The sequence below is a fragment of the Micrococcus sp. ACRRV genome, assembly GCF_022346985.1.
Classification (GTDB): domain Bacteria; phylum Actinomycetota; class Actinomycetes; order Actinomycetales; family Micrococcaceae; genus Micrococcus; species Micrococcus porci.
Genome location: NZ_JAKRNH010000062.1, coordinates 1 through 14801, shown reverse-complemented (window position 1 = coordinate 14801; position 14801 = coordinate 1). Strand labels below are relative to the sequence as shown.

Genomic DNA, 14801 nt, shown 5'->3' with positions numbered 1-14801 from the left:
CACCAGCAGACCGGCGCTGACCGCCGCCGAGCGCGCCGCCCTGCGCCGTGGGCGCTGGATCCCCTGGCTGCCCTACCTGCTCACCGCGGCGGTCAGCGCCGGTCTGCTGGTGTGGGCCATCGTCGCACTCCCGGGCCTGCCGGACCGGGTCCCCGTCCACTGGGGCATCGACGGCCGGCCGGACGCGTGGGAGGAGAAGTCCTTCGGCACGGTGGCGTTCGGCCCGCTGTTGGGGCTCGGCATGACCGCGCTCCTGGCATTCTGCGCGGCGCTGACGCCCGCCATGACCGCCACCCCACAGGACGCCTCCCCCTGGCGCCGCGTCCGCCAGGAGGGCGTGAACCGGGGCGTGCGCGAAGCCCTGGGCTGGCTCACCCTGCTGATCGCCCTGGCCACGGCCCCGTCCACGGTGGAGGTCCTGTCCAACGGCGCCTGGCGTCCCGCGTGGTGGCTCATGCCGCTCGTCCTCACCCTCGTGATGCTCGGGACCGTCGGCGTCTTCGGCCCCGCCCTGCGCCGCTGGACCGGCTGGGCGGACCGCACCGCACAGGACCTCGGCTACCGCGCCGACTTCGCGGAGCTCGCCGAGGACGCGAAGTGGACGCCCCTGGGCCTGAAGAACGACCCCGAGGACCCCTCCGCCTTCCCTGCCAAGCGGGAGGGCTACGGCGTGGGGGCCACCGTCAACCTCGCCACCACCACAGGCCGCCTGCTCGTCTACGGCTTCGTCGCCCTGTTCGTGATCGGCCTGCCCGCCGCCCTCTGGATCGGGGCGTTCCTGAACCGATGACCACGCGCCTGCTCCTGATCGCCGACACCCACATCCCGCGGCGTGCCCGTGCCCTGCCCGCGCAGGTGCGGGCCGAGGTGGCGCGGGCCGACGTCGTGCTCCACGCCGGTGACTGGGTGGCCGAGGACGTGCTCGACGACCTCGACGCGCAGGCCGCCCGGCTGGTGGGCGTGTGGGGCAACAACGACGGGCCTCGGCTGCGGGCGCGGCTGCCCGAGGTGGCGCGCGTGGAGATCGGCGGGGTGCGGATCGCGATGGTCCACGAGACGGGCCCGGCGGCCGGCCGCGAGCGCCGCATGGCCGCGGCGTTCCCGGACGCGGACGTGCTGGTGTTCGGGCACAGCCACATCCCGTGGGACACCGTGGCCGGGCCGGAGACCGCGAACCCGGGCCTGCGGCTGCTCAACCCCGGCTCCTGCACGGACCGGCGGCGGCAGCCGGTGTGCACCCTCATGCGGGCCGTGGTGCGGGGCGGGCGGCTCGAGGACGTGGAGCTGGTGCCCGTGGACCGCACGCCGTGACCGACGGGCCGGCCGCTCCCCGCAACGCGGGTTGAGTTATCGCGGGTCCAGGCGGCTCGCACCCGTGATAACTCAACCCGCGTCGTGCCGGGGCCACCGTATCCGGCGGGTCGGCCGCTCCTGCACAGCCACCACGACGACGGCGGCCCTCCCCAGGGCGCGTCGGTTCGGCCCGTCGCAGGGCCCGGGGGCGGCAGGCTCGCCCCATGACCGCGCGCACGCCCCTGCCGTCCACCCTCGCCGCGGGCGCCTTCACGACGGCCGAGCTGCACGCCGCCGGCCTGCCGTGGCGCCGGACCCTCGCGGCAGACCTCGCCCGGATCTGCCGCGGCGTGCACACCACGGGCGTCCCCGACCCGTGCGCCCCGGACGGCGCGGCCGCGCTGGTCCGCCTCACGGGCGGGGTGGTCTCCCACGTCTCTGCCGCCCTCTGGCACGGACTGCCGCTGCCGCCCCGCCTCGCGCGGCCGGCCGGACTGCACCTGACCTTCGACCGGTCCACGCGCACGCACCGGACCGACCTGGGCGGCGTCGTCAGCCACCGGGTGCGGCTGCCCTTCGACCACGTGCTCGACCTTCCCGACGGCCAGCGCGTCACGACGGCGGCGCGCACCTGGTTCGACCTCGCCGGGATGCTCCGCCCCCACGAGGTGGACTGGCTCATCGCGGCCGGCGACCACCTGGTGCGTCCGCCGTGGACGCCGACGGGCCGGGCGGACCCCGTAACCACCGTGCCCGAGCTGTCGGAGGTGCTCGCCCGCTGCCGTGGCCGGCCGGGTGTCCGTCTCGCACGTGCCGCGCTGGCGGAGGTGCGCTTCGGGGCCGACTCCCCGCCCGAGACCTTCCTCCGGCTCGCGCTGATCCGGGCCGGGCTGCCGGAGCCGGGGCTGCAGGTCGCCGTCGACCCGGCCGACCCGGCCTCGCCCGTCGTGGACCTTGGGTACCGGGCGGCTTGCCTGGCCCTCCAGTACGACGGCGCCGGCCACCGCACGCCTCAGCAGCAGGCGAGGGACGCCCGTCGGGACGCGTACTGCCTCGAGCGGGGATGGACGACCCTGCGCTGCACCTGGGAGGACCAGCGCGCGGGGTTCGGGCGGATCGTGGGGCTGGTCCGGCGTCGGCTCGCCCACACGCGCTGACCCGCCCCCGCCCGTCCCGACGCGGGTCAAGTCGTCCCGGGTCCAGGCCAACGCGGGTTGAGTTGTCACGGGTCCAGGCCCGCGTCACCGGTGATAACTCAACCCGCGTTGCACGGCACCGGCCTGCGCCGCGTGACGCTCTGCGACGTGCCCACCCTGCCCCCGGCGCACCTCGCCCGGGACAATGGGACGGACTGTCCCGAAGCCTCCATCGAAAGGACCCCCGTGGCTGACCACGAGTTCGGCTTCCGCACCCAGGCGCTGCACGCGGGCGCCGTCCCGGACGCCGTCCACGGCTCCCGCGCGGTGCCGATCCACCAGACCAGCTCCTTCGTGTTCGAGTCCGCCGAGGACGCCGCGAACCTCTTCGCGCTGCAGAAGTACGGCAACATCTACTCGCGGATCGGCAACCCCACGGTCGCCGCGTTCGAGGAGCGGGTCGCCACGCTCGAGGGTGGGATCGGGGCCGTCGCGACGGCGTCCGGCATGGCCGCCGAGTTCGTCACCTTCGCGGCCCTCGCCGGAGCCGGCGACCACATCGTGGCGTCTTCGAAGCTCTACGGCGGCACGATCACCCAGCTGGACGTCTCCCTGCGCCGGTTCGGCGTCGAGACCACGTTCGTGGACTCCGCCGAGGCCGCGGACTTCGAGGCTGCCCTCCAGCCCAACACCAAGGCGGTCTACACGGAGATCGTCGCCAACCCCTCCGGTGACGTCGTGGACCTGCCCGGCCTGGCCGACGTCGCCCACCGGCACGGCGTGCCGCTCGTCGTGGATGCGACCCTCACCCCGCCCTACCTGATCCGGCCGATCGAGCACGGCGCGGACATCGTCATCCATTCGGCCACGAAGTTCCTCGGCGGGCAGGGCACCACACTCGGCGGCGTCGTGGTGGAGTCCGGCCGCTTCCCGTGGGACAACGGCAAGTTCCCGTCCATGACGGAGCCCGTGCCCTCGTACGGCGGCGTCTCCTGGTGGGGCAACTTCGGCGAGTACGGCTTCCTCACCAAGCTCCGCTCGGAGCAGCTGCGCGACTTCGGCCCGTCGCTGGCCCCGCAGTCGGCGTTCCAGCTGCTGCTCGGCGTCGAGACGCTGGCCCCGCGCATGGACGCCCACCTCGCCAACGCCCGCGCCGTCGCCACCTGGCTGGACGAGGACCCGCGCGTCTCCTGGGTCCGCTACGCGGGGCTGCCCGACCATCCGCACCACGCCCGCGCGCAGCAGCTGCTGCCCCGGGGCGTCGGCTCGGTGTTCAGCTTCGGCGTGGCCCCGGCGGCCACGGACACCGACGACGGCGCCTCCGGTCCGGAGGCCGGGCGCGCGACGGCGTCGCGCTTCATCTCCGCGCTGCAGCTGGCCTCCCACCTGGCCAACATCGGCGACGCGAAGACGCTGGTGCTGCACCCCGCCACGACGACCCATCAGCAGCTCACCGCCGAGCAGCTCGTGGCCGCGGGCATCCCGGCGGACCTGATCCGCATCTCGGTGGGCATCGAGGACCTCGAGGACATCCTCTGGGACCTGGACCAGGCCCTGACCGAGGCCACCGGACGCACCCGCGACGGCGCCGTCGTCCCCGCAGAGCAGGAGGCCTGAGCCATGAGCACCACCCACCCCGAGCGCACCTGGACCGGCCCGGGCGCCCCCGAGCGCCTCGCGATCCTGCGGCGCACCCGGTCGATCGCGATCGTCGGCGCCTCGGACAAGCCGGCCCGTGCGTCGTACTTCGTGGCCACGTACCTGCTGAGCTCGACCACGTACGACGTCTACTTCGTGAATCCCGTGCTCGCCGCGGCCGGCAAGGAGATCCTCGGCCACCGCGTGTACGCCTCGCTGGACGACCTGCCCGTCACCCCGGACCTCGTGGAGGTGTTCCGCAAGTCCTCCGACGCCCCCGAGGTGGTGGCGGACGCCGCCCGCGTGGGCGCCCGGACCGTGTGGCTGCAGCTGGGCATCTGGAACGAGGACGCCGCGCGTCAGGCCGAGGCCGCGGGCCTGGAGATCGTGATGGACCGCTGCGTGAAGATCGAGCACGCCCGCTTCCACGGCGGGCTCAACCTCGCCGGCTTCGTCACCGGCGTGATCAGCTCGCGGCGCCAGGAACTGGACCGCTAGGCGGGCGACGCCTCATGTCGGGCGTCGTCCGGTCCTCGTTGCGCACCCGCCGTCGATGGCGTGGAATGGGGCCATGACCGCCGACCGCGCCTCCGAGCTGCCCTCCGCCGCCCTCTCCCCCGCCTGGACGGGCCGCACCGACGGCGACGCCCCCGAGCACCTGCGCTGGCACCAGGTCGTCCGCTCCGCTGACGGCGGCGCGCCGGCTCAGACCGTCGACGCCGCCCCCGCCCGCTCGACGGCCCTCGTCGGCTTCGCCTCGGACGAGGGCGTGCGCCGGAACCACGGCCGCGTGGGCGCCGAGGACGGCCCGGACGCGCTGCGCGGCGCGCTCGCCTCGCTCGCGTACCTCGAGGGCACGGGCGCGCTCGTGGACGCGGGCGACGTGTCCGTGGACCGCGGCGACGACGACGCCCCGGGCGAGCTCGAGGCCGGCCAGGCCGAGCTGGCCACGGTGGTCAGCGGGCTGCTGAACGCCCACGACCTGGCCGTGGTGCTCGGCGGCGGACACGAGACCGCCTACGCCTCGATCACGGGCCTGACCGGCTCCACGCGCGTGGCTGCGGGCACCCGCGTGGGCATCCTCAACCTGGACGCGCACTTCGACCTGCGCGAGGCGCCGCGGCCCAGCTCCGGCACCCCGTTCCTGCAGGCGCTGCGCGACGCCGAGGAGGCGGAGCATCAGCTCTCCTACGCGGTGGTGGGCATCAGCGAGGCCAACAACACCCGCGCCCTGTTCGACACCGCGCGCGAACGCGGGGTCACGTGGGTGACCGACGAGCAGGCCCAGACCGCCGACGTCACCGGCGTGCGCCGCTGGGTGCGCTCGTTCATCGACGCCGTGGACGTGCTCTACCTGACGATCGACCTGGATGTGCTGCCGGCCGCCGTCGCCCCGGGGGTGAGCGCACCGGCGGGCTTCGGCGTGCCGTACGAGGTGATCCACGCGTGCACGCTGGAGGCCACCCAGTCCGGGAAGCTGGCCCTGGCCGACGTCGTGGAGCTCAACCCCGCCCTGGACGTGGACGGCCGCACGGCGAAGGCCGCGGCCCGGCTGATCCACACGATCGTCAGCCGTCACCGGACGGACGCGTCGCTGCTGGCCTGAGGCGGGCGGGGGTCCATGCAGGCGCGGGGGCCGCGCGTCAGCGTCCCGCCGCCCACGGGGCCGGGGGCTCGGCGCTGCCGTGGGCCGCGCGTCGGGCGGCGTAGTCCAGCGCCGAGCGTGCCAGGAAGTCGTGCAGGGCCAGCACCCCGGCCCGGGCTCCTGCCGAGTCCCTCCGGGTCACCGCCTCCAGCGCCGGGACGTAGAACGCCCGGCCGCGCTCGACCTCGTCGGGCAGACCCTTCGTGGTGGCGAGCCAGAACCGCCGGGAGAGCCCCTGGAGCGGGACCAGGGAATCGGCGAGATAGCGGTTGTTCGCGATCGTGCGCAGGAGTTCGTGCGAGCGCCCGACGGCGGCGACGTACGCCGGCAGGTCCTCCACCGTGCGCAGGTGCCGCACGTGGGCCGCGACGGCGGCCAGCTGCTCCTCGTCCGCCCGCGCGCAGGCCAGTCCCACGGCCAGCGCCTCGAGCGACCGCCGCACCTCCAGCCTCTCCAGCTGGTCGTCCACGGAGATCGGGGGCACCTGCAGGCCACGTCCCCCACCGACCAGGAGCCAGTGGTCTCGGATGAGGCGCTGCACCGCCTCGCGCAGGGGCGTGCGCCCCGTCTCAGCGGCGTCGATGAGGGCCGCCTCGCTGAGGATGGCTCCCGGTGGCAGCTCCCCGGTCTCGATCTTCTGCGTCAGGCGGGCGTAGGCCTCCTCCGACTTGTTCATGGGCCCAGCCTAGGCAGTCAGCTGCCCCCCTCCGCTTGATATATCCGGGATATGCGGCGTAGCGTGGCTCACACCCTGTTACCGGCATCACATGGAGGACTCATGAAGTACCGCCCGCAGCACGAGGCCAACCCCCTGCCCTTCTCCCCCTTCAAGAGCTCCACCGTGCCGCGGCCCATCGGCTGGCTGTCCTCCGTGAGCACGGACGGCCGGGAGAACATCGCCCCCTACAGCCAGTGGCAGAACCTCACCTTCGACCCGCCCATGGTGATGTTCTCCGCGAACCAGTACCCGGACGGACGCCGCAAGGACACCGTCCTCAACGCGGAGCAGACCGGCTGGTTCGTATGGAACATGGCCACCTACGACCTGCGCGAGGCCGTCAACGTCTCCGCCATGGCCCTGGAGCCGAGCGAGAGCGAGTGGGACCGCATCGCGGAGCACGGCGTCACCAAGGTCTACGCGGACAACCACCCCATCCCGATGGTCGCCGAGTCCCCCGTGCGCTTCGAGTGCCGCTACCACTCGACGCACCGCATCAAGGGCGACTCGAACGTGGGCACCATCGACGTGGTCTTCGCCCACGTCGACACCATCCACATCGACGACGACGTCATCACCGCCGACGGCCGCATCGACATCCCGCGCATCCAGCCGATCGCCCGCCTGGGCTACTTCGACTACACCGTGGTGCGGGAGACCTTCGAGATGCGGGTGCCCGGCGCCGACGGCGATGCCCAGGCCGGCCTCGAGGGACGGGCATGAGCACCGCGGCCACCGGCGCGGCCCGGCCCGCTCCCGTGCCCCGGACCCGCCCCCGGAGCCTGAAGGACATGCTGGCCGTGAACTTCGGCAACGCGCTGGAGTGGTACGACTGGAACGTCTACACGATCTTCGCCCCGGTCTTCGCGGCGCAGATCTTCCACGCGGACAACCCCACCTCCGAGCTGCTCGCCACCCTGGCCGTCTTCGCGGTGGGCTTCGTCGCCCGCCCCATCGGCGGCTACGTGTTCGGCGCCTACGCGGACCGGGTGGGCCGCAAGCGCAGCCTCTTCGCGGCGATGATGATCACCGCGCTCGGCAGCCTGATCATCGCCTTCACCCCCACCTACGGCATGGTGGGCGTCCTCGCCTCGGTGATCCTCGTCATCGCCCGCCTGCTGCAGGGCCTGGCGCACGGAGGCGAGATGGGCACCTCCGTGACCTACCTCGTGGAGCGGGCGCCGCAGGGCCGGCGCGGGCTGTTCGGGGCGACGTCGTGGGTGTCCGTGGTGGTGGGCACGATCCTGGCGACGCTCGTGGGCCTGACCATCAACACCCTGCTCACCCACGAGCAGGTGGCCTCCTGGGGCTGGCGGGTGGCGTTCGGCATCGGCGGCGTCCTCGGCCTCTACGCGTTGTACCTGCGACGGAGCCTGACGGAGTCGGAGCACTTCACGGCGGCACAGCAGGTGGTGCCCACCGCCGACGACGCTCCCCGCCGGGAGTCGGGTGCGGTGTGGCGCGGCCTGCTGACGATCTTCCTGGTCTCCGCGGGCGGCTCCCTGATGTTCTACACGTGGCTGATCTACCTGCCCACGCACGCGCAGGTGGCCCATCACATGGACAAGTCCACCACCCTCTCGGCCTCGCTCGTGGCCCAGGTGATCTTCCTGGCCGCCATCCTCGGGGCGGGCCTGCTCGGCGACCGGGTCGGCCGCCGTCCGCTGGTCATCGCCTTCGGCCTGCTCTTCGTGCTGCTGCCGTTCCCGCTGTTCGGCATGCTGGACGGCACCTTCGCCTCGTTCCTGCTCGTGCAGACCATCGCCCTGCTGGCCGTGGCGTTGCTGTTCGGCGTCAACGGCGCCGTCTGGTCCGAGGCGCTGCCCACGGCGGTGCGCGCCAAGGGCGTGGCCACCATGCTCTCGCTGGCCACCGCGATCTTCGGCGGCACGGCGCCGTACCTGATCACGTGGCTGACGGCGCAGGGCTGGACCAGCGCGTTCCCGATCTACCTCATGGTGGTCGGCGGCCTCACCGGCCTGACCGGCCTGTTCATGAAGGAGACGAAGGACGTGGACCTGGCGGCCTGAGCCGGGGCGACCGGGCCCGATTCCCCGGCCGCCCCTCCGCACACAGAGTGGTCACGACACGCCGTCTCACGCAGGCGCACGCGGCATGTCGCGACCACTCTGTGGCGTCTGACCGCTCGGCGGCGTCAGTGCCCCTCGGCCTCGGCGCCCGCGGACTCCTCGGCCAGGTCCTGCGGCTCGGCGTCGACGGACCCGCCCGCGAGCGCCTCCGCCACGGCGGCCAGCACGGACCCGTCACGCAGGGCCTGCTCGGCGGCGGCCAGCTGCGGAGCCATGTACTGGTCCGGGCCGGGGCCGGGGACGCCGGCCTCGCGGATCACGCGGACGGCGGCACCGGTCGCGGCGGAGGGCTGCAGCGGCGCGCGCAGCTCGATCGCGCGGGCGGCGGCCACGAGTTCGACGGCGAGCACGCGGCGGAAGTTCTCCACGGCCGAGCGCAGCTTGCGGGCGGCGTGCCAGCCCATGGAGACGTGGTCCTCCTGCATCGCGGAGGACGGGATGGAGTCCACGGACGCGGGCACGGCCAGGCGCTTCATGTCCGAGACGAGCCCGGCCTGCGTGTACTGGGCGATCATCATGCCGGAGTCCACGCCCGGGTCGTCCACGAGGAACGCGGGCAGCCCGTGCGAGCGGGCCGGGTCCAGCATGCGGTCGGTGCGGCGCTCGGACATGCTGGCGACGTCGGCCACCGGGATGGCCAGGAAGTCCAGCACGTACGCCACGGGCGCCCCGTGGAAGTTGCCGTTCGAGCTCACCCGGCCGTCGTCGAGCACCACCGGGTTGTCCACGGTGGCGGCGAGCTCGCGTTCGGCCACGGTGCGCACGTACGCGAGGGTGTCGCGCAGGCCGCCGGCCACCTGCGGGGCGCAGCGCAGCGAGTAGGCGTCCTGCACGCGGGAGTCGCCCTCCTTGTGGCTGGCCACGATCGGCGAGCCCGCCAGGATCTTCAGCATCCGGTCCGCGGAGGTCGCCTGGCCCGGGTGGGGGCGCAGCGGGAGGTGCAGCTCCGGCACGAACACGCGGTCGGTGCCGAGCAGTGCCTCCACGGACATGGCGGCGGTGAGGTCCACGGTGTCGGCGAGCTCGTCGAGGTCTGCCAGGGCCATGATCAGCATGCCGAGCATGCCCTCGGTGCCGTTGACGAGGGCCAGGCCCTCCTTCTCCCGCAGCTCGACCGGCTCGATCCCGGCCTCGTCGAGCGCCTCGCCCGCCGGACGCAGGGCACCGTCCGCCCCGACGACGTCGCCCTCGCCCATCAGCGCGAGGGCCACGTGGGAGAGCGGGGCGAGGTCGCCGGAGCAGCCCAGCGAGCCGAACTCGCGCACGGCGGGGGTGATGCCCGCGTTGAGCATGGCCACGAAGGTCTCGACCACCACGGGGCGCACGCCCGTGCGTCCGGAGGCCAGCGTGGTGGCGCGCAGGAACATCAGCGCGCGGACGACCTCGCGCTCCACCACGGGGCCCATGCCGGCGGCGTGGGAGCGGATCAGCGACTTCTGCAGCTGCGCGCGGGACTCGAGCGGGATGTGCTTGTCCGCGAGCGCGCCGAAGCCGGTGGACACGCCGTAGGTGGGCGTCTCGGCCTCGGCCAGCGCCTCGACGTGGCGGCGCACCGCGCCGACGGTCTCGAGCACGTCGTCGGCGAGCACCACGCGGGCGTCGTGGCGGGCCACGGCGACGACGTCGTCCAGGGTGGCCCCGGACGTGCCGAGGGTGACGGTGGTGGTCATGGTGATGCGTTCTCCTTGATGTCGGTCGATCAGACGGCCCGGCGGCCGGCACGCCACACGGCGTGGGTCAGCGGCATGCCGGGGCGGTAGGCCAGGTGGATGGCGGCGGGGGCGTCGAGCACGTGCAGGTCGGCGCGCTTGCCGACCTCGAGGCTGCCGACGCGGTCCTGCGCCCGCAGGCCGATGGCCCCGCCGAGGGTGGCGGCGCGCACGGCCTCGGCGAGGGTCAGGTGCATCTGCAGCACGGCGGTGCCCACATTGAAGTTCATGGACGTGGTGTAGCTGGTGCCCGGGTTGCAGTTCGAGGCCAGGGAGACCTCGATGCCGGCATCGAGCAGGCGACGCGCGGGCGCCAGCGGGGCGCGGGTGGACAGGTCGCACGCGGGCAGGCAGCCGGCCACGGTGCCGGGCGTGCCGGTGGCCGAGGCGCGGTCCCAGCCGGACCACGTGCCGGCGAGGGCCTCCACGTCCGCGTCGGAGAGGTGGTTCACGTGGTCCACGGAGGCGGCGCCGAACTCGACCGCGAGCGCGACGCCCGGGCCCTGCTCGATCTGGTTGCCGTGCAGGCGCGCGCGCAGGCCGGCGGCGCGGCCGGCCTCGAGCACGCGGCGGGTCTGCGCGGCGTCGAAGGCGCCGGTGTCGCAGAACACGTCCACCCAGCCCGCGTGCTCCCGCACGGCCTCGAGCATCGGCCCGACGACGTCGTCGAGGTAGTCCTCCACGTCCCGGCCCGGGGGCACGAGGTGGGCGCCGAGGAAGGTCACCTCGTCCACGAGGCCCTCCTCGCGCAGCCCGGCCAGCAGGCGCGCGTGGCGCGCCTCCTCCTCCACGGTGAGCCCGTAGCCGGTCTTGGTCTCGAGGTAGGTGGTGCCGCCGCGGACGGCGTCGGCCACGCGGCCGCGGACCAGCGCGGCCAGGCGGTCGTCCGAGGCGGCACGGGTGGCGGAGGTGGTCACGCCGATGCCGCCGGCCGAGTACGACTGCCCCGCCATGCGCGCCTCGAACTCGGCGGAGCGGTCGCCGTCGAACACGAGGTGCGTGTGGGAGTCCACCCAGCCGGGCAGCACGGCGCGGCCCGCGACGGAGACGCGCTCGTCCGCGGCCGGGGCCTGCGCGGCGGGGCCGATCCAGGCGACGTCCTCGTCGTCGAGGACGACGGCGGCGTCGCGCAGGACGCGGCCCTCCGGGTCCACCGTGGTGAGCTCGGCGATGTCCGTGATGAGCGTGCTGGCCATGCGGCCTCCTTCGGGAATCGGGTCGTACGGGTCAGGAGGTGAGGGCGGCCACGAGGTGGCCGAGCGGGGTGGCCAGCAGGACGGTCAGGACGACGCGCTCGACCCAGATCACCACGAGGTGCCACAGCTTCACGGGGATGTCCGTGGCCAGGATGGCAGGGACCAGGGCCGAGAAGAAGATGATCGCGGACACGCAGACCACACCGATCACGAAGCGGGCCACGAAGTCCTCATGTCCGGCCAGCATGGTGGCGGGGATGAACATCTCGGCGATCGAGGTGGCGGAGGCCGAGGCCATCAGTGCCGGATCGGAGAACCCCAGCGCCCAGAACACCGGCTGGAAGATCAGGCCGACCCACTCGAACACGGGCGTGTAGGTGGCCAGCACCAGGGCGATCAGGCCCACGGACATGATCGAGGGCAGGATCTGCAGGACCATGACGAGGCCGTCGCGGAAGTTCAGCCAGACGTTGCGGCCCAGGCTCGGCGCCTCGGCGAGGGTCTGCTCGGCGGCGCGGCGGGCGACGCGGAAGCGGTCCTGGGTGACGGCCTCTTCGGGGACGTGCACCGCGCCGGGGAACGGCTCGTCCGGGATGCGCGAGAGCGGGGGGATGCGCACGGTGATGGCCGTGACCACGAACGTCACCACGAGGGTGCCGAAGAAGTACCAGAGCCAGTGGTCCATGAGGTCCAGGGTCTTGGCCACGATCACCATGAACGTGGCGGAGACGGTGGAGAAGCCGACGGCGATGATGGCGGCTTCGCGCGCCGTGTAGCGTCCGCCGGTGTACATCCGGTTGGTGAGCAGCAGGCCCAGAGCGTAGGAGCCCACGAAGGAGGCGACGGCGTCGACGGCGGCACGACCGGGCACGCGCCAGATCGGGCGCATGGCCGGGCGCAGGTAGACCCCCACGAACTCCATGAGGCCGTAGCCGATGACGAGAGCGAGGAACACGCCGCCGATGGGCACGATCAGGCCGACGGGGATGACGAGCTTGTCCAGCAGGAACGGGCCGATGCCCTTGTCCAGCACCCAGGACGGCCCGAAGCCGAAGACGACCATGCAGGCGGTCAGCAGACCGACGACGCCGAGGAACGCGAACACGGTCGTGGTGACGCTCTGGCGCCAGCGGCCGGTGGCGAACGGGAAAACGGCGCCCGCGGCGATCAGGGCGAGAGCCACGTAGCGGTCCGCCGGGCCGAGGAGCCCGCGCACCCAGGTCACCAGGTGGTCCAGGGGGATGGAGCTCGCCCCGTTGATCGTGACGGGCACGAAGAACATGACGATGCCGATCAGGGAGTAGACCACCATGCGCCAGCGCGCCGGCGGGCGGGGCGAGTCGGCCTCGATCGCCGCCATGGCGGTGGTGTCGGTGTGCAGCTCGCCGTCGGCGGGGTGCGCGTGCGTCATCGGGAGGTCCTCTCGGCGAACGGCCCGGACGTCGTCGGGCGTCCGGGCCGCTGTGGGGTGGGGCCCACCGCGTGTCACCGCGGGGGCCGGTGTTCCGGTCAGTCGCGGACCGTGGGCTCCATCGGGATGCGGACGCCGCGCTCCTGGGCGACCTCGACGGCGCGGGAGTAGCCGGCGTCGACGTGGCGGATGACGCCCATGCCCGGGTCGTTGGTGAGCAGGGCGGTCAGCTTGGCCGCCGCCAGCTCGGTCCCGTCGGCGAGACCCACCTGACCGGCGTGGATGGAGCGGCCGATGCCGACGCCGCCGCCGTGGTGGATGGACACCCACGTGGCGCCGGAGGAGGTGGCGGTCAGCGCGTTGAGCAGCGGCCAGTCGGCGATCGCGTCGGAGCCGTCCAGCATGGACTCGGTCTCGCGGTACGGGGAGGCCACGGAGCCCGAGTCGAGGTGGTCGCGGCCGATCACGATCGGCGCCTTGACCTTGCCCTCGGCCACGAGCTGGTTGAAGAGCAGGCCGGCCTTGTGGCGCTCGCCGTAGCCCAGCCAGCAGATGCGGGCCGGCAGGCCCTCGAACTCCACGAACTCGGCGGCGCCGTCGAGCCAGCGGTGCAGGTGCTCGTTCTCGGGGAACAGCTCCTTCAGGGCCTCGTCGGTCACGCGGATGTCCTCCGGATCGCCGGAGAGCGCGGCCCAGCGGAACGGGCCGAGGCCCTCGCAGAACAGCGGGCGGATGTAGGCCGGGACGAAGCCCGGGAACTCGAACGCCCGGGAGTAGCCGGCCTTGCGGGCCTCGTCGCGGATGGAGTTGCCGTAGTCGAACACCTCGGCGCCGATGTCCTGGAAGCCGACCATGGCCTCCACCTGGCGGGCCATGGACTCCTGGGCCTTCTTCGTGAAGGTGTCCGGGTCGGCCTCGGCCTCGGCGTGCCAGTCCTTCTCCTCGATCTCGATCGGCAAGTAGGACAGCGGGTCGTGCGCGGAGGTCTGGTCGGTGACGATGTCGATCTCGACCTCGCCGGCCTTCTGCCGCTTCAGCAGCTCCGGGAACACCTCGGCGGCGTTGCCGACGAGCCCGACGGAGACGGCCTCGCCGTCGCGCTTGGCCTGCATCACGCGGGCGATCGCGGCGTCGATGTCCGTCTCCACCTCGTGGAGGTAGCGCTTGCCCATGCGGCGGCGCAGCCGCTCCTCGGAGACGTCGACGATCAGGCAGACGCCGCCGTTGAGGGTCACGGCCAGGGGCTGGGCGCCGCCCATGCCGCCGCAGCCGCCGGTGAGGGTCAGGGTGCCCTTCAGGGTGCCGTCGTACTTCTTGCGGCCGATCGCGGCGAAGGTCTCGTAGGTGCCCTGGAGGATGCCCTGGGTGGCGATGTAGATCCAGGAGCCGGCCGTCATCTGGCCGTACATCATCAGGCCCTCGGCCTCGAGCTCGCGGAAGGTCTTCCAGTCGGCCCAGTCGCCCACGAGGTTCGAGTTGGCGATCAGCACGCGGGGAGCCCACACGTTCGTGCGGAACACGCCGACCGGCTTGCCGGACTGCACCAGGAGGGTCTCGTCCTCCTCGAGGTCCTTGAGGGTCTCGACGATCGCGTCGAAGGCCTCCCAGGAGCGGGCGGCGCGGCCGGTGCCGCCGTAGACCACCAGGTCCTCGGGGCGCTCGGCGACCTCGGGGTCGAGGTTGTTCATGAGCATGCGCAGCGGCGCCTCGGTCTGCCAGGACTTGGCGTTGAGCTCGGTGCCGCGGGGGGCGCGGATCGTGCGGGACGGGTCGTGCTGGGTGAAGCCGGCGGCCATGGCCTGGTCCTCTCGACGGGGGGTGCTTGCGCCGCCGGACGGGGGTCCACGGCGTTTCATTCAGCGGCAGGTGCTTGCCGCTCATTGAAACAGTGACAGGGGTCACGTGCAACTCCGCCGCGGCGCGTCACCCCCGCTACGCTCGGCCCATGCCCACCACTGTCTCTTA

Annotated in this window: 13 protein-coding genes; 8 read left to right on the top strand and 5 right to left on the bottom strand. The window is 73.1% G+C overall.

The genetic code is table 11. The annotated features are described in order from the left end of the window. From MHY29_RS07805 to hutG, 6 genes are all read left to right on the top strand, one after another. Nucleotides 1-790 (top strand): DUF1648 domain-containing protein (locus tag MHY29_RS07805; protein WP_370643481.1); only part of this gene is annotated, 790 nt, incomplete at its 5' end. Further along, nucleotides 787-1311 carry a metallophosphoesterase gene (locus MHY29_RS07800; protein ID WP_224356748.1) on the top strand — a complete coding sequence of 175 codons (525 nt, stop codon included), beginning with the start codon at nt 787-789 and terminating at the stop codon, nt 1309-1311. The genes MHY29_RS07805 and MHY29_RS07800, both read left to right, overlap by 4 nt. Nucleotides 1312-1517: 206 nt before the next feature. Next, nucleotides 1518-2450 carry a hypothetical protein gene (locus MHY29_RS07795; protein ID WP_239239754.1) on the top strand — a complete coding sequence of 311 codons (933 nt, stop codon included), beginning with the start codon at nt 1518-1520 and terminating at the stop codon, nt 2448-2450. 225 nt (nt 2451-2675) lie between these two features. Next, complete coding sequence (locus tag MHY29_RS07790; RefSeq protein ID WP_017488439.1) at nt 2676-4046, top strand: O-acetylhomoserine aminocarboxypropyltransferase/cysteine synthase family protein; 1371 nt, start codon at nt 2676-2678, stop codon at nt 4044-4046. 3 nt (nt 4047-4049) lie between these two features. Next, entirely contained in the window at nt 4050-4565 is a 516-nt protein-coding gene (locus MHY29_RS07785) for a CoA-binding protein (RefSeq protein ID WP_002857647.1), read from the top strand. A gap of 73 nt (nt 4566-4638) precedes the next feature. Continuing rightward, nucleotides 4639-5673, top strand: a complete 1035-nt coding sequence (hutG, locus tag MHY29_RS07780; RefSeq protein WP_224355740.1) for a formimidoylglutamase — start codon at nt 4639-4641, stop codon at nt 5671-5673. A gap of 37 nt (nt 5674-5710) precedes the next feature. Here the strand turns inward: hutG and MHY29_RS07775 are convergent, their stop codons facing one another. After that, entirely contained in the window at nt 5711-6388 is a 678-nt protein-coding gene (locus MHY29_RS07775; protein WP_224355741.1) for a GntR family transcriptional regulator, read from the bottom strand. 102 nt (nt 6389-6490) lie between these two features. Between MHY29_RS07775 and MHY29_RS07770 the strand changes: the two genes are divergently transcribed. Together MHY29_RS07770 and MHY29_RS07765 are read left to right on the top strand one after the other, a co-directional pair. Then, a complete protein-coding gene (locus MHY29_RS07770) occupies nt 6491-7153 on the top strand; it encodes a flavin reductase family protein (RefSeq protein ID WP_224355742.1) in 663 nt (220 codons plus the stop codon). After that, complete coding sequence (locus MHY29_RS07765; RefSeq protein ID WP_239239751.1) at nt 7150-8460, top strand: MFS transporter; 1311 nt, start codon at nt 7150-7152, stop codon at nt 8458-8460. Before MHY29_RS07770 ends, MHY29_RS07765 begins: the two co-directional genes overlap by 4 nt. 125 nt (nt 8461-8585) lie before the next feature. Here MHY29_RS07765 and hutH read toward each other — a convergent pair whose 3' ends face one another. The 4 genes from hutH to hutU all read right to left on the bottom strand — a co-directional run bounded on the left by hutH (nt 8586) and on the right by hutU (nt 14632). After that, nucleotides 8586-10190, bottom strand: a complete 1605-nt coding sequence (gene hutH / locus MHY29_RS07760) for a histidine ammonia-lyase (RefSeq protein WP_239239749.1) — start codon at nt 10188-10190, stop codon at nt 8586-8588. A 29-nt stretch (nt 10191-10219) separates the two neighbouring features. Next, nucleotides 10220-11425 (bottom strand): imidazolonepropionase, encoded by a 1206-nt coding sequence (gene hutI, locus MHY29_RS07755; protein ID WP_239239746.1) that lies wholly within the window; start codon nt 11423-11425, stop codon nt 10220-10222. A gap of 31 nt (nt 11426-11456) precedes the next feature. After that, nucleotides 11457-12836 (bottom strand): YjiH family protein, encoded by a 1380-nt coding sequence (locus MHY29_RS07750; protein WP_224355746.1) that lies wholly within the window; start codon nt 12834-12836, stop codon nt 11457-11459. A gap of 98 nt (nt 12837-12934) precedes the next feature. Beyond that, nucleotides 12935-14632, bottom strand: a complete 1698-nt coding sequence (hutU, locus tag MHY29_RS07745; protein ID WP_239239744.1) for a urocanate hydratase — start codon at nt 14630-14632, stop codon at nt 12935-12937. Between the last annotated feature and the right edge of the window lie 169 nt (nt 14633-14801).